Origin of the sequence: Polystyrenella longa (assembly GCF_007750395.1) — a bacterium.
Taxonomy (GTDB): domain Bacteria; phylum Planctomycetota; class Planctomycetia; order Planctomycetales; family Planctomycetaceae; genus Polystyrenella; species Polystyrenella longa.
In genome coordinates, this window is the sequence record NZ_CP036281.1 from 1,339,265 (window position 1) to 1,358,879 (window position 19,615).

At 50.5% G+C, this 19,615-nt stretch carries 11 protein-coding genes; 5 read left to right on the plus strand and 6 right to left on the minus strand.

What is annotated here, in order from left to right; all coding sequences use genetic code 11:
- Positions 1-29: 29 nt before the first annotated feature.
- Positions 30-3,140: an efflux RND transporter permease subunit gene (locus Pla110_RS05090; protein WP_144993881.1), complete on the plus strand. Its 3,111-nt coding sequence runs from the start codon at positions 30-32 to the stop codon at positions 3,138-3,140.
- A gap of 14 nt (positions 3,141-3,154) precedes the next feature.
- On the opposite strand, the gene Pla110_RS05095 is transcribed toward Pla110_RS05090, so the two are convergent.
- The 3 genes from Pla110_RS05095 to Pla110_RS05105 all read right to left on the minus strand — a co-directional run bounded on the left by Pla110_RS05095 (position 3,155) and on the right by Pla110_RS05105 (position 8,070).
- Positions 3,155-4,279 carry a hypothetical protein gene (locus tag Pla110_RS05095; protein WP_144993883.1) on the minus strand — a complete coding sequence of 375 codons (1,125 nt, stop codon included), beginning with the start codon at positions 4,277-4,279 and terminating at the stop codon, positions 3,155-3,157.
- Between the two features lie 46 nt (positions 4,280-4,325).
- Positions 4,326-6,614, minus strand: a complete 2,289-nt coding sequence (locus Pla110_RS05100; RefSeq protein ID WP_144993885.1) for a hypothetical protein — start codon at positions 6,612-6,614, stop codon at positions 4,326-4,328.
- 94 nt (positions 6,615-6,708) lie between these two features.
- A complete protein-coding gene (locus tag Pla110_RS05105) occupies positions 6,709-8,070 on the minus strand; it encodes a MotA/TolQ/ExbB proton channel family protein (RefSeq protein ID WP_144993887.1) in 1,362 nt (453 codons plus the stop codon).
- A 354-nt stretch (positions 8,071-8,424) separates the two neighbouring features.
- On the opposite strand from Pla110_RS05105, the gene Pla110_RS05110 reads away from it, so the two are divergent.
- The 3 genes from Pla110_RS05110 to Pla110_RS05120 all read left to right on the plus strand — a co-directional run bounded on the left by Pla110_RS05110 (position 8,425) and on the right by Pla110_RS05120 (position 12,014).
- A complete protein-coding gene (locus Pla110_RS05110) occupies positions 8,425-10,914 on the plus strand; it encodes a family 10 glycosylhydrolase (RefSeq protein WP_197440515.1) in 2,490 nt (829 codons plus the stop codon).
- Between the two features lie 147 nt (positions 10,915-11,061).
- The gene (gene mog / locus Pla110_RS05115) at positions 11,062-11,592 is read left to right on the plus strand and encodes a molybdopterin adenylyltransferase (RefSeq protein ID WP_144993891.1); all 531 of its coding nucleotides are present in this window, start codon (positions 11,062-11,064) and stop codon (positions 11,590-11,592) included.
- 227 nt (positions 11,593-11,819) lie between these two features.
- Positions 11,820-12,014, plus strand: a complete 195-nt coding sequence (locus Pla110_RS05120) for a hypothetical protein (protein ID WP_144993893.1) — start codon at positions 11,820-11,822, stop codon at positions 12,012-12,014.
- 131 nt (positions 12,015-12,145) lie between these two features.
- Here the strand turns inward: Pla110_RS05120 and Pla110_RS05125 are convergent, their stop codons facing one another.
- Positions 12,146-13,978, minus strand: a complete 1,833-nt coding sequence (locus Pla110_RS05125) for a hypothetical protein (RefSeq protein ID WP_144993895.1) — start codon at positions 13,976-13,978, stop codon at positions 12,146-12,148.
- Between the two features lie 364 nt (positions 13,979-14,342).
- On the opposite strand from Pla110_RS05125, the gene Pla110_RS05130 reads away from it, so the two are divergent.
- Positions 14,343-15,779, plus strand: a complete 1,437-nt coding sequence (locus tag Pla110_RS05130; protein WP_144993897.1) for a polysaccharide biosynthesis protein — start codon at positions 14,343-14,345, stop codon at positions 15,777-15,779.
- Here Pla110_RS05130 and Pla110_RS05135 read toward each other — a convergent pair.
- Both Pla110_RS05135 and asnB read right to left on the minus strand, forming a co-directional pair.
- Positions 15,753-16,922, minus strand: coding sequence for a glycosyltransferase (locus Pla110_RS05135; protein ID WP_144993899.1), 1,170 nt, complete (start codon positions 16,920-16,922; stop codon positions 15,753-15,755). The genes Pla110_RS05130 and Pla110_RS05135 overlap by 27 nt on opposite strands.
- A 144-nt stretch (positions 16,923-17,066) precedes the next feature.
- Positions 17,067-19,001, minus strand: a complete 1,935-nt coding sequence (gene asnB / locus Pla110_RS05140; protein WP_144993901.1) for an asparagine synthase (glutamine-hydrolyzing) — start codon at positions 18,999-19,001, stop codon at positions 17,067-17,069.
- Between the last annotated feature and the right edge of the window lie 614 nt (positions 19,002-19,615).

Here is a 19,615-nt window from a genome sequence, read left to right on the forward strand (position 1 = left end):
ATCCGCCTGCTACCCCCTAGAGTTGATTTATGTCTTTGACCAAAATATCGGTCCATCGTCCGATCACCACCTTGATGTGCAGTCTGGTCGTGTTGATTCTCGGATACACGGCATTCGAGCGATTGCCAATCGACTTGATGCCGGAGTTTACCTATCCGACGTTGACCATCGAAGCGGTTTATGACGGTGCGGGGCCGGAAGAAGTTGAAACACAAATTGCCCGCCCGCTCGAACAGGCCATCAGCACTGTCTCTGGAGTCGAGCAGGTCGCCAGCTTCGTGACCGAAGCCAACTGTCGGGTCTTTGCCCGGTTTGCCTGGGGGACTGATCTTGATGAAGCCGCCAGTGACATGCGTGCCCGTGTCGATCGTGCCCGACGTGGTTTGCCCGATGAAGTCGACGCTCCCGTCGTGCGTAAGTACAACAGCAACGATCGTCCCCTTCTGTTTGTTTCGTATCAATTGGGTGACAAGGAAGACCTGATCACTGCGTCGCAATACGCCGAAGAAACCTTGCTTCCCATGTTGGAACGGATCGAAGGTGTCGCCGCTGCCCGAATCCGTGGACATCATCGCCGGGAAATTCAAATCAACCTCGACCGCCATAAACTTGAATCACTCAACATGAGTGTGAACGAAGTTGTGGAGGCGTTGAGGCGGGAAAGTATTAATCAACCGGCAGGGAACTACGAACAGGGGAATATCCAGCTTCTGGTTCGCAGTAAAGGAGAATTCCAGAATATCACCGAGATGAAACAGTCTGTGGTTCGTTCGGATGACAAATCGATGATCCGCTTGATCGACGTCGCGGATGTTATTGATGGTGAAGAAGAACGAACCGAACGAACCCGGGTCAATGGCGTGCCCGGGATCATGTTTATGATTTACAAACAGACTGGTGCCAATACCGTCGAAGTGAGTGATAAAATTCACGAAGAAATCGAGAATTACAACCGCTCTTCGCAAGATGGAACATTAGTTCTGCAATTCGACCGGGCCGATTTCATTCGAGATTCCATCGCCAATATGCAGCAAACCGGTTTGTACGGGATGGCGCTTGCTGTCGTAGTGCTATTCGTCTTTTTGCAGAACCTGCGCAGCACATTCGTGATTGCCATCTCCATACCGCTCGCCATCCTTGCCACCATCGTCCTGATTTACTTCAAAGGTTACACATTAAATCTGGTGACTTTGGGCGGACTGACATTGGGGATTGGATTGCTCGTCGATAACTCCATTGTGGTCATTGAATCGATCTTTCGTAAAATTGATGATGGGATGGAAATCCGGGAAGCGGCTGTGAAGGGGACCAACGAAGTTGCCTCGGCGATTGTCGCCAGTACGTTAACAACGTTGATCGTGTTTTTGCCCCTATTGTTCATCGAAGGCCGGACCGGTATTACTTTGGAGCAGATGGCCTGGGTCGTTTCCTTCTCTCTATTCTGTTCGTTGATCAGCAGCCTCAGCCTGACGCCAGTACTGACGGCTTACTGGTTGAAAAATTATTCGGCTGCTTCTTCATCCGAGACCAAAGAGCCATTCTCTCTATTGCGACCCATACACCGCTTGAACTCCGCTGTTATTAATGTCATGGAAGCGACCTACCGCGTGACATTAGGCCTCTGCTTGCGTCACGCCAATCCAGTTGGGTTCGCTTTGTTGCTCGCATTTTCATTGTGTGTTGGTCTGATGCCTCGAATCGGAACCGAGTACTTTCCGGAGACCGACGAAGGAGATCTGATCATCATCGCCCGTATGGCTTCGGGAATTCAGGTGGAACAATTAAACGAACAGGCACTCGCACTCGAAAAACTGATTCAAACCGGAGTGAAAGAGGAAAAACTCGTCACGACGACTGTCGGGGGAACGGCCAATGATGCAGATGACTGGAACGAGAGCATTTACCGTGTGAAGTTCCCGAAAAAGTCCGAACGAACCCGCACGATCGAAGAGATTCGCAAAGAGATGGCGGACAAAATCGGTGCGATGCCTGGAATGAAGGTGACCGTGCGGACTAACTCTCAGTCCGGCATGAGCATGATCATCTCCAATAATTCGAATGCAGGAAAACTCCAACTCGAAATTCGCGGACACAATACAGATACAGCAGAACGAATCGCCGAACGGCTGGTGACGAGACTGGAAACGATCCCAGGTCTGATTAATGTCGAAGCTGACAAGCAGAATCGTCGTCCCGAAATGTCGGCACGCATCAATCGGGAGAAAGCGTCATTGATGGGAGTCTCCGTCAGTGATATCAGTCAGGCGCTGGAAACCTCAGTTAAAGGAACTCAGGCCATTGTTTACCGGGAAGATGGGGATGAGTTTAATGTGCTCGTCAGGCTGGACCCGGACGACCGAAAAAAAATCACAGACGTGGAGCAGGTGGGAGTCCGTTCCGGTTCCGGAGCAATTGTTCCCCTCCGCAACCTGATTGAATTCGAGCAGGAAGAAGTTCCGATGAATATCCGTCGGAATGACAAAGAGCGGGTTCTGGACGTTCACGCCGATGTCGAAGAACGCGACTTAGGCTCGGTCGTCGAAGATGTTACCCGCGAAATCAATGAAATGGATCTCCCCGTTGGATATTCCATTCACATTGCCGGAAATTGGAAAGAACAACAGGAAAGTTTCAGAGCACTCACCTTTGGACTGTGCCTGGCGGTCGTGCTGATGTACATGGTGATGGCATCCCAGTTTGAGTCTCTGTGGGATCCCCTGATGATTCTGAGTGCACTTCCGCTGGGAGTCATCGGTGTTGTACTGACCCTCTGGTTGACGAACACCACGTTAAACGTACAGTCCTTCATTGGGCTGATCATCTTGTCTGGAATCGTGGTGAATAACGCCATTGTCCTCGTCGATTACTTGAACCAGCTTCGCCGCGATAACAAATTCGACAGCCTGGATGAATTAATTCTGCATGGATCGATTCGCCGTTTTCGTCCGATCATGATGACCACGTTGACTACCATTCTGGCCATGCTGCCCATTGCGTTTGGTTGGGGTGAAGGGAGCGAAGTCCAAGCTCCAATGGCGCGTGTGGTTGTCGGTGGTTTGATCTCGGGAACCTTGATAACCTTGATCGCGATCCCGTTGATCTATCGCACCTCTTGTCGCTGGATCAACCGATCAGTTTGATTGGAATTGGCTCACTATTGCGATTCAGACTGGGATCCGTTGGGTGAACCAGCAATGGGCGCTCCAAAAGGAATGGGCCGGGCAGCAATGAGAAATCCATTATGGTGCACTACTTCTTTGATCTTTTGAAAAGTCGCGAAGCTGTCGGGATAGACCCAGAACGTTAAGGTCGAATTGGAATCCGCTTGCTGCAACGCCGCTTGGAATGAAGAAAGTGGTTCCAATGCTTTTTCGAAAGATTCGGCCAGCAGCAATTCATCTTCGACTAGCTCCCAGCGTTCTACACCCACCTTCATCATGCCCCGCCCCTGTTGCAGTTGTTCCACTGCAGAAAGCGACTCGCGAGCGACCTTGTAAGTCATTCGGAATCCTCGAATCGGACCAACTTCGCCGTTGTACTCGTTGAATTTCATGATCCAGCTCAGGTTGTCCGGAATCTCTTCTTTCATCTCGGTGACCAGTTCGTCGATCGGAAGCACTGAGATTTTGTTGTATTTGACCTGAAAGTGGATTTCTTTACCTGCAACCCGTTTGCTGACTGGTGTCACTTCGTGCCGGAGTTCTTTCGTCGGTGATTCTTTCTGTTCGACTTCTTCCAGCACGCGAGTCAATTGATTAATTCGGCTTTTGGTTTTGTCGTGCGAATGTTGCAATTGAGCCCGCATTTGTTCGGCATGATCTTTAAGTTGAACTAACTTCTGTACCTGCTGATTCAGAGATCCAGTTTGTTCGTTCCTCTTCTGGAGTTCCGCATTTAGCGCTTTGATCTGTGCTGACTGCTCTGTGGATTGATCAGTTAGATCGACCAGTTGAGCTTCCAGTTGCTCCACCTCGGCCAGCAGTTGTTCATCCAGTTCAATCACTTTCGGAGTTGGAGCGACGACCGGCTCGGCGACCGGTTCTGACTCGGGCTGCGGTTCCGTTTCTGCTTCCAGAATCGCTTCTGGTTCTTCGGCGTCCGCAACAGCGATCGGTTCCGAAGCATCTGATTCGATGCTCATCGTGGGAATGGGAGACTGACTGACGCGAACTGCGGCAATAACAATCAGGATGATCAGAATCCCGACGATATTTGCAATGATATCGAGGAAGGAGTCCGATCCGATTTCGACCTCGGGAGTTGTTCGTCGCCGACTCATACGTCGTTCACCTTTTCTGGATCAGCACGGCCATCGCCGCGCAGGTTTAATCCGCGCCCTGCAGCAATAAGATTTCTTCAACAGATTCGTTCAGCAATGGTTTCTCGATTTGAAAAGGAGCAGGGCGTTCCAGTTCAAATTCCGTTTCGTAGTCCACCTCTTTGGTAGGTAACTGCAACAGCAGTCGCTCCAACGTCACGGTTCCACCGGGCAGGACGACAAACTCCAGGTAGGGCGTCCAGTAAAATCCGCTCGGAAGCCGCGACCAGGTCGAGACAATCTCCCCAATTTGCTGTTTAAATTCTTCGGCAATTTCTAAGTCATCCCGATTGATATCGACGTCGATCGGCTGCCCTCCCGCGATTCGGATTTTCTCTCCATCAATAATGACTTCCAGTTTCTGTTGCATCCGCATTCGTCTGGGCATCTCAAATCGACTCGGCTCTCCACCCTCTCCCTGCTGCTGTGGTGAGCCAAACATCGAGCTTTGTCCCTGCGCATCCGTGGGCGGGGCGGAGGAACTATTATTGCTGTCCTGGAACCAGGGCGCTGTTTGATTCGATAATCCCGGTGAACCCATTTGTGAACTGGGACGAGAACTGATTCTCTGCTGGGTTGAGTCGGATAAAGTTGGCCGCTTTGAATCGGAAAAAGATCGTGTGTATTGCTCTTCCAAGTCGGCAGAGCGCTCTCCCTGGCCGTTCAGTCCGCTTCGTGGATCGATCTCTCGAATCGATTTCATCTCCGGGTCCGAATCGCCGGAACCGTTTTGACCAAACCCGTTGTTTTCGAATTCCCTGTTTTCGAAACCGTTGTTTGCGAAGCCGTTATTCTCGAGTCCATTCTCTAATTCTGCAGGTTCTGGAGACCGACGCTGTCGGGCAAGCTCGGACTGTTGTTCGTCGAGATTCATTAATGGCGAAGCTGGTTTCAGTTCTGTTTCACCCGAACCGCCACCATTGTTCGTCGGAGATTGTGATTCCAATGAATTGCCTGAGGATGCCGGATTCTTCAATTCCTCTGCGGTATTGGCGTATCCGGATCCGGGTGAACCACTTCGCTCTTCGCGGCTATTTCCGGAAGGAGAGCCGAGCTTCGATACGCGTGCGTCAAGTTCTTCCCAATGGGATTTTGTTCTGCGAGGTGCGGGTGTCATTTCGATGAATCGACCTATATTCGGATCAAATCGCATCTGTCTTGCGGGAGGTTCGGAAGGGGTGTTCGCTGCTCCAAGTGAGCCATGTCCACCGGAATCTCGATGCCTGTTTCGAAACTCGTCCGCTGATAAGTGTTTGTTATTGGCTTGTAAATCGGCCAGTCGCATCGCCTGTTTGGATGGTTTGTTCTTGAGTGCTCCCTCAACCGCGGCGCGGCAGCGAGACGTCGCCTCTTCGTTTGGGGCAGGCCATTTCACTGGATACGATTCGGGTAACAATTCGTAGCCCGATTGTACTTTCAAAGAAGAAAGCATTTTCTGTGCAGCATAGAAAGAGACAGAGCCACTTGGACGGACGACCATCAGGAGATAGGGTTCCGTGACTTCTCGACCCGCGCGGCGATCTTCTTCTTCCCAGAATTCGATTAATGCCTGGGCTCCAGCGGCCAGTGGATTGTCGTGGGAAGTAAATCCACGCACATCTTCGGCCGTTAAGGCGATGCCTTCCGGTTGGAACGTAATCGAGTCTTCCTCACACTCAATCAGTATAGGACGTCGCACTGTCCCCATTTGGCCGTCGTAAGGAATAATGGCAAACTCGCTTTGAGCCGTTCTGACATCGGTTTGTTTACGTTCAATCTGTTTTTCCAGTTCCACACCGAGCGACTCAAGTTCTTCGGCCTCGCTCTCAATCTCCTTCGCCCGTTCCTGTTCTTCTTTCAGCTGGGCTTCCAGTTGAGCCTGCTCTGCTAACGTCTGGTTGGCTTGTTTTTTGTAGGTGACCAATTGCTGCTTGATTTTCTGTGTTTGATCCTGCAATTGTCGTTGCTGCTGCTGCCGGATTTCCCTGTTTTGTTTCAGTTGGCTTAAGCGTGTTCGCCAGGGAATGTTCGGATCAATCGGCTCGACAGGTTCCGGTTTGACGACCGCCACTGGAGGCGCAGGTTCTTCTGCGACGGGTGACTCAGCCTCTTTAACTTCTTCGATCTCTTCGATGACAGGTTCAACCGTCGGTTCTGGTTCCTCGACCACAACTTGCTGCGCTGCCAGCGTATCGGTGCGGATTTGCTGGGTAATGACAAGGAACAGAAAGATCAACGCACCCATCGCGCACAACAGAACCGTCAGGAAAGGAAACAGCGAGACCTGTGTTCCCTGCGGTTGTTGGCGTCGACTCATCGAAGTTGATCCAGGTTAGATGCGAGTGGTAGAAATGACGAAAGAAAATTCCGTCGGACGAGCAATGATTGATCTGCGTAGTATCTCAAACGGTTCAGGCGGCGCGACGGGCTTTGGTCGTCAGCAGGGCGACGGCTGCGTTGAGACTGTGCAATGTTTCTTCGAACGTATCTGTCGAGCGAACAATTTCCAGGTTCTGGGCCAGCGACCGTTGTAAATGGTTCAGCTCTTTTTCTTCCGAGATGATCGACAGCAGTAATTCTTCCTGTTTCTGTAACTGCTCCAGGTGGCCCGCACTACCGGCTGCCGCGCGTTCGATCTCGGTGCTGATCACGGTCGAAGACTGATCCAAACGAGTCAGAAATTGATCCATCAACACCTGCAGTGCATCTTGTGACAAGTTTTGCTGTGCATCTACCCGGTTACCCAGGCGTTCCACCATCTGAACCAGTTCGCCCCGTAAGTCCTGTAAATGGTCGCTATGGTTTTGTAATGTTTCTCGCATGCCCTGATGAAGTTGGGCCGTCAATTCTTCTTTTTGCTCATCAATGACTTCCATCCAGGAATGCCGCATTTGATCCAGTGACTCCTGCCACTGCGCCGTCTGCCGCTTGATCAGTGATTCCGTTTCGTGCATGAGCTGTTGAGCCGCTTCTGCTTCTACGTGCAACAGACCGTGCGTGTTGCCTTCCTCCTGAGAGAACATCGGTAGCAGGACTTTAATACCAAACGTTTCCACTTGGGAAAGCAGATGCTGTTCCGATCGTTCCACCAGAAAAGAACCAAAGACCAACCCCATCGACAACGTCAACGCCAGAGCCGTGGTATCGAATGCGATCGCCAGCCCGCTGGCGACCTGGTCGGGAGAGGTCTGAATTTGTTCGAGATTGACATTCGCCAGCGCGACGGTAATCCCGATGACCGTACCCAGAAAACCGAGAATAGGTACGGCCCAGATGATCGTTCGCAGCAAACCATAACTTCGCTGGAGCTCTTCAATCGAAAGTTCTGCGAGGTATTTCAGGTGCTCTTCCAGCCCCTTGCTATTTCCCCGACCCATCAGGTATCGACCCGTATCGCGCAAGCGGGTGAGTAACCAGCTTGAACCGAAGAGCTGCATGTGCTCTTCCGATTTCATCTCGAGGGCTTGAGCGTTTTCCAGTGCGGAAAGATTGGGATTATATGTCTGCTCGATCAGTTCGATTTCGAAGGCGATCTTCTGACGCCGCATCTGAATCGATTTGATCCCTAAAAAGGCAATCCCCACCATAAACAGATAAGTGGTCGCGTATTCCAACGGGTGATTGCAGAAATATCGATTCAGCAGTGCATCGTATTTAGGTATGTGAGGAATCGTCGCGTAAAAACCGACCGACAGCAGACTTCCCCATAAAAATGGGGAGCAAAAAATCATTCGGAGCCAGTTGGTGGAACGAGTGGGATGAAGGGTCGACATTTCCACGATACAAATTCCTGACAAGAGCGGGGGAGCTAAGTTGTTGTGTATAATGTGCTTATCGCAAATGTGGGGCAGGACGCATCAAGTCCGTCGACGGACAGACCTTGCCCAATCCTTAAAATCGGCACAACTGGCCCTTCGGGTTGAACGTTGTTCGGGCGAAATTGCAGAGAGGCGAAACCAATACACCCGTTTGCCTTCATACCGTGATTCCGGTCTAATTAAAGAAAACTTTTCGTAACCTAAAAGGATCACAATATGCTTTGGGCGTGTTCTCTATTTTTGCTGTCTTTCCTAAGTTGTTGGTTTGCGGATTCAGCATTCTCCTCAGAGCCGCTGCTCCGAGTTGAGATGGAAGTCGACTTCGGTAAGGACCACGGCCAAAACCTGGGTTCGCTCTTTGAGGTATACGACGCGGATGGGAATGTCGTTGCCGGAGCTGGCTTCGTTGGCACTTACAACTCTTACATTCGCAATGATCGCGAACGACTGCATTTCTTTTTGAAATCGGCAGAGGCGAAACCGGAAGTTGAGCCTCTCCTGCGAGTGAACGAGACGACGGGTGTCTATCTGTCCGATCTTCGCGAACAACTCTACGCACGAGGCCGTTCGGCGAAGGATGATCGATTCTACGAATGGAATTCCGAATCGGCCGATTGGAACGTGAAGGAAGAAATGACGCAGTACGACTTTTTCGTCGCCGGGAAAATACTTCACGTAGAAGATCGAAAGATTGATTACGACGGCGAAACGATCCTCGACTTGAGTGATCAGGACTTGATCATCGGAGAACGATACTATGCTGGTGGATATCTCTTCCTGAAAACCTACACGGCTGAACGCCGTTTGGAAACAAATCAACTGCAGGCCATTCCCTGGTCCGCTTATCAGGATGATCTCTCGATTGATCTGGAGAAGGCTATTGCATTGCCGTTGCGTTCGGACAAAGAGTTTGTCTATTCCTTTGGCCAATTAAACGGCGACATTCTCGCCGCGACCAACACGGGAGGAGTCTACCGGTTCCGAGCAGCGAAATGGGAACCGTTGGTTGAGCCGATTATGACCACGAGCTTTCAAGTTTACGCGATGCTTAACTATTACGACCGACTGTTGATGGGACATTATCCTACGGGTGAGTTGTATGAGTATGATGGTGAAAGCTTAATCTTACTGGAGGACTGGCCTCCCGTTCTTTCCGGAGTCAGTCCCAGCGCAAGAGAAGCCCAGTCGTTGATGATTTACGGGGGCGACTTGTACGTCGGTGTCTGGCCGTGGGCAGAAGTCTGGCGATACGACCAGAACCAGCAAGACTGGGTCTTTGCTAAGCGGATGTTTGAGCATCCTGCACTTACAGACAAAGTCGTTCACCCCTATGAAGATGAAACGAAAGGAGTCGCGGAAGTTTATAACCTGTGGGGACAGCGAGTCACCAGCCTCATTACGATGCACGATTCGTTGTACATTTCGACCTCATCCAAATCGGGATTTGCATACGATCCCAAATTTGATTTCCTCTCCGGCGAAGAATTAGAGGACTATGGTCGTGTCTATCGGTTGAAACAACCGGGACAACTGACCGTTCCCACGACCTGGCCCGAAGGACCGCAGAAATTCCTCTTCGAACTCGACGATGAGTCGATGCGAATCATGCAGAACGGGAAATTGATTGCGGAGCAAAAGCTATCGACCTCGGAGTTAATCGATCAGCAACCACAGCGAATCGTTTGGGGCAGGGGCGTGTATGGAAAATTATCAGGTGATCTACTCAGTCGAAAATCGAATCTCGATCAGCCCGTGGTGGGGGCGTACTTGAACTTTGGCAAACTGTTTCAGTCTGCGGGAACGATCCCGGAAAAACAGAAAACGATTGACGACGCACTCGATCGATTTCAGTCCAGTGGTTTCAATACGGTTTATCCGTATGTGACGACCACTTCCGGTAAAGTGTATTACCCGAGTGAACTGCTTACGGAAAACCTCTCCGCTGATTTTGATTGCGTGCAATACCTGATCGATCAAGCCGATAATAGAAACCTGCAGGTCTTCCCTGTCTTCTGCGTTCTGTCGTGCGGGCATCATCATCCGACAGGAATACTGGAACAGCATCCTGAATGGGCATTGCGTACTCCGGAAGGCGAACCGATGGGCCATATCTCCGCGACGAATCCCGAGGCACGAGATTTCATTACTAGTTCGATCAAGGAGTTTGTAGATCGCTACTCGACCGAAGGAATTCTGCTCGACTACCTGCGGTACTACAACCGGCCAACGTTGTTGGATGCAGCATCAGTAGAAGTCTTTGATGAATGGAAACAACAGCAGGCAGAACAAGATGAAGCTGAACTGATTCAACAGTATAAAGAAACCGGTATTACTGAACTGGCAAACCAGATCAGTGTCGCTGTTCGAAGGGGGCGTCCTGAACGGGAGATTGCCATTTATTCTTGGGGACCTCATGTCGCCGATCACCATCAGGTAGCGCAGCCATGGCCACTCTGGTCTCAGCGAGGCTATATCGACATGGTAAATATCTCAGGGTATTGTTATCCCGATAACTACGGTGACAAATACCTGGACGTCTTTAAGCAGCGAATAGGGACCGCATTGGAACTCAATAAGGCGAACCACGGTCGGGCTGATGTGACTTTCTGCTTGGGAGTAAAAACGTCCCACGGAAAGATTCAATCCGCCTCCTGGATTAAGGACTACCTGCACATCGCCAGTGAACTGGGTGTTGATGGAACGTTGTTGTTCACCTGGCATACTCTGCAGCCCTGGTTGGATGAAGTTGATCGTGAAGGCTACATCTCTGAATTCCAACAGGAGCTTCAGTCACCATAAATTTCTGACGGATTGCACCGAATCTAGTTTTATTGATTTGACCCGTTTACGTATGATTCGCACTGCGTAGGTTTAGATTGACCGTGTACGGTGTTCGTCTACCGAACAGAATTTCTTTTGATTTAGTTTGAATAAGAAGGTATCTCTGTGACTGCCAGAATTGGAATAGTAACTGTCTCTGACCGGGCGAGCCGTGGTGACTATGAAGATCGGGGCGGCCCTGCGATTCGTCAGTACCTGGAGGAAGTTCTCACCTCGGAATGGGAAGCAGTCCCGCGCGTCATTCCCGATGAACAACAGATTGTCGAAAACACGTTGGTAGATTTGGTCGACGTCGAACAGTGCTCTATCGTCATCACGACGGGTGGAACAGGTCCGGCACTTCGTGATATCACTCCCGAAGCGACCGAGGCTGTTTGTCAGAAAATGATGCCCGGATTCGGTGAGCTGATGCGGAAAGTCTCACTCGAAAAAGTTCCGACGGCCATACTCTCGCGGCAAACCGCGGGAATTCGTGGGAAGGCATTGTTACTGAACCTGCCGGGCCAACCTAAAGCAATTGCGGAATGTCTGGACGCCGTCTTTCCGGCGATTCCTTATTGTATCGATCTTTTGGAAGGCCCTTTTCTGACGACCAATGAGGATCGAATTCAGGCATTCCGTCCGCGAAAGAAGTGATTAAAGTGATCACGGGTAGCGAAATCGGCTTGAGGAATACAACAAGAACGGAAAAACAGACACGTGAACAGGGTGCGACGCTCGATTTTATCGGTCAGGAAGCGGAGAATGTCGTGAGTGTTTTTATCTGATTGTTGGGTACTTGCTCGTTGATGAGTCAATTGTCATGAGGAACAGAGACCGAACTGCAGACTCTCTTTTAAACTTCTTTTGGATACCCTCTACCAATGCCAATTAAAAAATACGTTCTGGGATTGATGATGACTTTAAGCCTGATTGGCTTCGTTGCATTGCCGGGTTGTGAAAGCGAACCCGAAAATACAATCGAGATCAATGCTCCTGGCGTGGATGTCAAAGTCACAGACCCCGCCGACGGCGAAGGCGAAGCGGAAGTTGAAATTGATACTAATACAGAAGAGTAGACTCCCAACGGTTTACTACCATGCACAATACCGGCGAGGGTGCTGATAACGGAGTTTCCTTTTGAAAGGGACACTTCCTCAGCACTGCTCGTATCGGAAAGTAACATCGGTCGAAGGAAATCAGTTCAAGATCAGCGGGCTGCGCGGATCTTGAACGTTTCTTCAACGTCGTCTCGTTCGTTGTAAGGACGAACCGTGAAGTACCAGCGTTTCCAGCGACGGTATGTCTCTTCTCGCCACTTCTGCACTGCTTTCAACCGGTCTTCGCCTTGCACGGTGGGATCAATCAGCTGATCGGGACTGACATCCTGATCGCTCAGCCCGTTAGGACGGCGGGTCATAAAACAGAGGCTGAGCAACGCTTCGACATTCACATCTACGTTTTCGACGAGCAATCCGTCGATTAAAATGGGAATGACTTCCAAATCTTCTGTGCGCCCCAGTGCCCACATCGCAATCTGCTTTACATTCATTCGGGGATCAGCCGCCATCTTGACGAGGATCTCTTTCTGAGAGATGAGTGCTTCGCGCTCTTCAAAGTTCACATTTTCGACGAGCGCCTCAGCAATCGCGGCGACGTTGGCTTCTTTAGGGTTCATTAAGTCTGCCAGGAGCTTTTCAACCGGTTCTTCCTTTTTCTTTTTAACGAGTTTATCCTTTTCGCTTTCTTCCTCTTCTGGCTCATTCGGATCTTTAAGACCCCGATTGCCCGTCAGCATTCCCCCCCCCAGTCCGAAATTGGGTGCCTTTCCTAATGTTCGGGCAGTCGCCTTGGTAAGGAACATCAAGCCAAACGCGGTTGCGGCTGCTTCTAAGGAGTGCCCCTCGTACCAGTGCCCTTTATCCGCGTTTTGTTTTTCGACGAGCCACGAGCCACCTTCCAAGTACCAGTCGTGCCCCGCCAGCTGGTTAATATCTCCGAGTGCGCACATGCGTTCCATGCTGTAGAGATAATAATAGGGATACTGACCGACGCCTTTTTTAATCGCGTAATTGCGGTTGATCCAAGCTATTGCGCCTCCAATTGACTTATCAATCGCAGCGAGCGAGATGCGAGGTTGATAATCTTTCATCGCTTCAATTGCTTTTTGACGTTCAGTTTTTTCTACCTCGGAAAGTGCTTCCGCTTCTTCCACAATTGCCTCTTCGATTGCAGATCCTTCTGCAGGAGCTTCTTCCAGTACGCCAAATTTTTTCGGCGTCCCGTCCTGAGACTTATCCACCGGTTTAGTTCCCCATTTTCCTTTAGCTTCCGGATACAGGTGACGGCGTATGATCAACATATTACAAGCTCCAGCGACAGACATGGAATGAGTGGATCGATTTCCCGGAAAAGGGTGATAAGAGAAACCTCCATCGGCTCCTTGAACTTGTATATGCCATAGTGCGGCCTTGTCCCAAACAGATGGAGAAAAGGGGATACCTGCTTTATGCGCGCTCCATAGACCCAGCAATGCGTACTGGGTCTGGCTCGTGTCTCCGTTTCTTGCATCTTTGTTTGTGTAGTCCCAGGCACCATCTCCTCTTTGGCGACCCACAATATATTTTGTTAGCATTTCCATTTGCTTCTGATATTGGGTCCCCTCATGATCAAGAGCCTCTAACAGCATCAAATCAACACCTGCTTCGTAAACGGCTTTAGATCTTTCATTCGCTAAATATTCTTCACCACTCGTTTTGGCTGTGATTATTCCGACAGCGCCGGTAATGGGTGCAGATTCTGGCGGAACATTTGCCTTTAACAATGCCAGTGCAGAGATGGTGGTTCGGCCATCGGAAGGAATGGCTTTTTCGGAGTAAGACTTCTGCAGGAACGCTTTCGCTTTTTCGATGGCCGCCAGAAATTCGGGAGGTTCATTTGCTCCGTAAGCGATCGGTGTGCTCAAAAAAATATTCGCACTGAGACTGAGCGTGAGACACCATAAACCAAAACTACGAAAAGAAGTGGGTAATGTAGTGATCATGATTTGGGTTTGTCGGTCGTTTTGTGAGGTTAATGACGAACAAGAAAACCATATAAGTCATGGTTAGCGAGGTCGGGGAATCAGCAGGATAATCAGGGAGTCAGGTTTTTATGGTTTTGGTAACCATTGGACCTTCTCGGAGGCTGTTCCGGCCCGACAGATTGAATTCAAGAGTATACTCTATATACGTATTTTAAGGCCAAGTTTACTTCTCTTCACGCGTTTTTCCCTGCTTTTTTGAGATCAGAGAGGGGCTGTGAGGGGTACATTTCGCCACCACAGTTTACGATCACGGCTTAGCCTTATTGCCCAAATTAAAAAATAAGCTCCTTTTGACAAAGTGAGAATCGAAAAGACGTCTTCCATGACAGAGCCTACTTCCGAAAACCCAGTCAAACAGGAAGGAAATGGAGGCGGCAACAGCAGTCGCTGGACTCGTCTGTTGGGGCGAATGGAGTGGAATACGGCTATTTCTTACACTTTGCTGGCCAAAGCGTGGCAAGTATTAGCCGGGCCAGTGACTGTTCTTCTCATCGGACTCTATTTTACGCTCGATCTGCAAGGATACTACTACCTCTTTTGGAAATTACTGGCCCTACAGGTTTTTGTCGAACTGCAACTGCACACAGTGATCGTGAATGTCACTAGCCATGAATGGGCCGATCTGAAGCATCATCCCGATTCCGGCCTGAAGGGTTCACCCGCTGCGCTCTCTCGATTGCGATCCTTTGCCCGCTTACTACTCCTGATTTATGGTGGGATGACCCTGTTTTTTGTGTTGGTGGTCGGTGTAGGAGGAACTTGGTTTCTCAATTTGCATCCGGCTGAAGATATTCACTGGCTTTTGCCTTGGTGGGGAGTCGTTCTCGCCAATGCGGTGCTGGTCTGGTTGGTTCCGTTTCACGCATTACTGGAAGGCTGCGAGCAAGTCGCCACCGTTCGCAAAATGCTATTCTGGCAGGCATTCACGAGTAACTTGGTTCTCTGGGCCACTATTGTGACCGGTTTCAATTTGTGGACGATCTTCTTTCTTAGTTTGGTTCGCCTTGTCTGGGAATTGATTTCAATCCTGAGTTGGAATCGAAATTTCTTTCGTTCGATATTTGTGCCCGCTGATAGGGATCGACTCTGTTGGAGAACAGAGGTCTGGCCGCTGCAGTGGCGAATCGCCGTTAAGGGAATCTTCATCTTCTTCGGGTTTCAGATTTTCGAAATGGTGATGTTTGCTTATCACGGGGCCGAGGTCGCCGGGCAGATGGGCATGACCTGGACCGTTTTGATGGCATTACAAATTGGCGCTGCTGCCTGGGTGCAGACGCGTGTGCCCGAATTCGGAGTGTTGGTGGCTCAGCAAAATTATCAGGAACTCGACCGGCGTTTTATGAAACTCGCGGGGATTTCACTTGGATTGATGACTGCGGGGGGACTGGCTTTTGTTCTGCTGGTCAGTCTGCTTCACTGGCAGGAGTACGCGTTCGCTTCCCGGTTTCTCCCACTTATCCCTTTAAGCCTGATTACCCTGGCAGCGACCCTATCATTGATTCCGACCTTCCAGTGGATTTATATCCACGCCCATAAGCAGAGCCCGCATCTCATACTCAGTTGCTTGTCCTCATCCGTTGTCGGTGCGCTCATCTGGTGGCTCGGAAAGAATTACGGGGCGATGGGTGCCGCGGCGGCCTATCTGGGAATGGTGGTTGGGTTTTCACTCCCCGTTTGGACTTATGTCTGGTTTCAATGTCGACGAGACTGGCACCAACTGCCGGAGTCAGAATCAACCAGCCATGAGTTCTCGGAATAGGTCCTCCAACTGCGAAAGACCTTGGTGATGATTAAATCGGTCGATCATCGATTGCCGCGCGGCCTCTAGTTTGTCATTGGATTCCGGGTCTTGCTTCACCACTCTTTCGATAACCGACGCCAATTGGGCGTAACTGGAAGGGGAAACGAGGTCGCCCCATTTTCCTTCTTCCAAGATTTCCATTGGTCCGCTGGGACAATCGGTCGAGACGACGGGCGTCCGGCACAGGATCGCTTCGACGAGAGCGTTGGGCATCCCTTCGTACAACGACGGAAGGCAGAATAGCTGTGCCTGTTTCACCATCGGCAAGGGGTTCTTTTTCAAACCGGCAAAGGTCACGTAGTCGTCTAACTCAAGACGATGAACCAGTTGACGCAGGTGGCCTTCTTCCTGGCCTTCGCCCACAAGGTGCAACCGCAATTGCTTCAATCCCCGATGATAGATCAGCCAGTGCATCGCGAGAATTAAATAGTAATGTCCTTTTTGAGCATGCAGGCGGGCGACAGTCACGATTGAGAAATGGTCGCCATTCCAGGAGGGGCCCGGTTCGGTGGCACGCTGATCGATCAGATCGACATCGAACAGATTATAAATCATCCGAACATGGGATTCAGACAAAGTGAAGTAATCGAGGACTCGTTCCCGTAATCCGTTCGAGTTGGTGAGGACAACATTCGCCTGTTGATAAGCTCGTCGAGCATGTCGCCAATACCACTTGAGAGCCCACGGCTGGCGAATACGACGGTACAGCTTCAACTCAGGTTCAGGGTCGACTGCCACGGCCGCGATATGCGGAATCCCGATCGAGGTAGCGGCGGGTGAAACGAGCAGATTCATCAGGTAGCAGCGGGAATAGACTAGATCGATCCGTTCCTCTCGCATCACTTGAATCAAATCGCGCCGCTGCGTCCACGGTATCCGGCCGGGAAATTTAAGTCCCATCCCTTGGTGCCGTTCCCAGAAAACATGCAAGGGGACATCGGTCGGCACCTCTTCTAAAAGTTCCCCGGTGTGGTGGATCAGATAGAGAACGGGTTCGAACTGCTCCCGATCCAATCCCTTCATAATCTGCAGCACCTGTCGCTCAGCTCCACCACCTCCCATCGAGCCGATGGCAAACAAGATGCGAATTTTGCGAGGCATGAGGAAGGTTCGGCTTTTCTTCAAGCGAATTCGAATGAGAACATCAGCGACGAACTGGTACAAATCGATGATTGGAAATCATTACGCTCGATGTCAGTTCATTGGGAATATCAACATAAACTGTCCGGACAAATCCAACGACAGTTAAACAGTCTGCTCTCGGTTCGAAAGGAATTCCTGGAACATCAACACGTCCCAGAGCAGATACTGCCAATCGAGTTGTCCTGAGACGTGTTCTTGCCAGCGTTGGCGAATGGAGGTTGGGTTCAGTATACCCGAAGATTCGAGGGCGTCGACCGACAGACGTTCTTCCGCCCAATCACGTAATGGTCCGCGTAACCAATGATCGAGTGGTACGCCGAAACCGACCTTAGGACGCTCAAACAGTTCCTGGGGAACAAATTTTGCCAGCAGCTTTCTCAGGAGGACTTTACCCTGTTGGGAGGTCTCGCTCAATTGGTTGCCCTGCTTTAACGAACCGGGGAGTTGCCAGCTCCATTCGATCAGTTGATGATCCAGCAGGGGGACACGGACTTCCAAACCATGGGCCATACTTGCGCGATCCACCTTGGTCAGAATGTCGTCGGGCAGATAGCGGTGGAGATCTTGATAACGCATCCAGTCAATCCAACCCGCTTCGTCCACGGAAAATCCGGGATCGGCTAGAGAATGTGCCGGTGTCTGGAAATACTCGGGCCGCAGGATTTCCTCCGGATGTTTCCAATGTCGATTAAACCGCTCGTAGTATTCTCGAAACGATTTTACACCGGTCAGTTCTGCCCGGGATTGCGCCGCTTGTTTGAACCGTGAAGGCACGGGCAGGGCTGATCCCAGACTTAACAGCTTTCCTAATGCTCCGCGAAGAGGTCCACCGAGGCCATTTACCTTTGCCCAACGATTTACAAAATAGGGATACCGCTGGTATCCGGCAAAGAGTTCATCCCCTCCATCGCCTGAAAGCGCGACCGTGACTTCCTTACGGGCGAACTGGCTGAGAATTAATGTTGGAATCTGGGAAGCATCGGCAAACGGTTCATCGTAAATGGAGGCAAGTTGCGGTATCACATCCATGGCCATTTGGGGATCGACCATCAATTCGTGATGGTCTGTTCCCAGATGTTTGGCGATTTTACGAGCGTGCTCTGCTTCGTTGTATTTCTGTTCTTGAAAGCCGATTGAAAATGTCTTTACTGGCGAACCATGCAATCTTTGCATGAGTGCCACGATCAGCGAGGAATCGATCCCACCGGATAGAAAAGCTCCAATTGGGACATCGGAAATCAGGCGATCTTTAACAGACTTCGTCAGCAAGAATTCCAGATCGCCTAACGCGGACTCTGCGGTTATTTCCTGCCGATCGGTAATGATCTGCTGTACGGTATCATGCAGTGACCAGTACGGTTCCGGTTTCGGATTTTGTTCTGCGGACGAAAAGGTGATTGATGTGCCCGGGGGCAGCTTATGAATTCCTTTTTCAATGGAGCGAGGTGCCGAGATGTATCCGATCTGGAAAAACTCGGTGACAGCCGCGGGGTCAAGTTCCGAAGTGAATTCGGGAAAGCGAAATAAGGCTTTCAGTTCCGATGCGAACAGCAGTGTTCCCCGACAATGCCCGTAATACAATGGTTTGATACCGACGCGGTCGCGAGCGAGCGTCAACTTCTTGTCGCGGCGATTCCAAAGTGCAAACGCGAACATCCCGTTCAGTTTGCTCAGCGTCTTATCCAAGCCCCAGGCAGCGAGTGCTTCCAGCAGCACTTCGGTGTCGGACGTTCCACGAAAAGAAATATCCTGTTGCTCCAATTCTCGGCGGAGCAGGGGGGCATTATATATTTCACCATTGTAGATGAGTAGATAGCGACCGTCCTGGGAGAGCAGAGGTTGCCGTCCCGCAGTGGAGAGATCCTGCACGGCCAATCGTCGATGTCCGAAGGCCAGTCCCGTATCTCGTTCCCATCCACTGCCTCGATCATCCGGGCCACGATGGTGCAGAACCTCAACCATCGATTTGATCGTGGTTTGGTGTTGTTTGTCATTCCAGTTTGGCTTGTTCAGCCAGTAGCCCGCGATTCCACACATAGCGATTCATCCTAGTGAGATCGCTCCCGCTCAGGTAGTCGTCAACGGGGGGAAACCGGTTGAAGAGGGGAAATTCAGATCAGACTTACGGTTAGGTCATGCTAAGAAATTTTGTTCTAGAGCCGAAAATCGCAGCGAATGTCGTAAAATAAGTGTTGAAAGAGAGATAGGCAGTTGAGGTGGGTCAGTTGCACGCTCAATAAGTCTCTGTTTTCGGAACCAAATAAGGTTTTCCCCGCTTTCCTTTCTCGAAATTAGTACTAGGAGTACCGGAAAGGCTGATTGCAGGCAGAACTCCTATTTTCTGATGGATGTACGCAAACGATCAGGGTAAAATGGCGATAGCAGTTTTTGCTTACCCAAAATTAAAAACGGTAACCTGAATCGCGTCTCTTTCCACTGGCAATAGAGATTGAGGTCAGGTCAAAAAAGAGAAACTTGGCGATCCTGGTCAAAAAACCGGGATCCAATCGGCGATTTCATCGTTAGCGAATTAATAGTTAGCTTTCTAACTGAAGAGAAGCATTTTTCTGGTAGAACATCTATTGGAACATAGAGTCGAACCTGTTTTGCCTCTTCGGCCTCTCAACTATTGAACTGACACCAAACTGAAC

Bases quoted from the DNA above. Each gene is read 5' to 3' on its own strand.
- asnB (WP_144993901.1), bottom strand. From the start codon at position 19,001: ATGTGTGGAATCGCGGGCTACTGGCTGAACAAGCCAAACTGGAATGAC.
- Pla110_RS05120 (WP_144993893.1), top strand. From the start codon at position 11,820: ATGCCAATTAAAAAATACGTTCTGGGATTGATGATGACTTTAAGCCTG.
- Pla110_RS05130 (WP_144993897.1), top strand. From the start codon at position 14,343: ATGACAGAGCCTACTTCCGAAAACCCAGTCAAACAGGAAGGAAATGGA.
- Pla110_RS05135 (WP_144993899.1), bottom strand. From the start codon at position 16,922: ATGCCTCGCAAAATTCGCATCTTGTTTGCCATCGGCTCGATGGGAGGT.
- Pla110_RS05100 (WP_144993885.1), bottom strand. From the start codon at position 6,614: ATGAGTCGACGCCAACAACCGCAGGGAACACAGGTCTCGCTGTTTCCT.
- Pla110_RS05090 (WP_144993881.1), top strand. From the start codon at position 30: ATGTCTTTGACCAAAATATCGGTCCATCGTCCGATCACCACCTTGATG.
- Pla110_RS05105 (WP_144993887.1), bottom strand. From the start codon at position 8,070: ATGTCGACCCTTCATCCCACTCGTTCCACCAACTGGCTCCGAATGATT.
- Pla110_RS05095 (WP_144993883.1), bottom strand. From the start codon at position 4,279: ATGAGTCGGCGACGAACAACTCCCGAGGTCGAAATCGGATCGGACTCC.
- Pla110_RS05125 (WP_144993895.1), bottom strand. From the start codon at position 13,978: ATGATCACTACATTACCCACTTCTTTTCGTAGTTTTGGTTTATGGTGT.
- Pla110_RS05110 (WP_197440515.1), top strand. From the start codon at position 8,425: ATGGAAGTCGACTTCGGTAAGGACCACGGCCAAAACCTGGGTTCGCTC.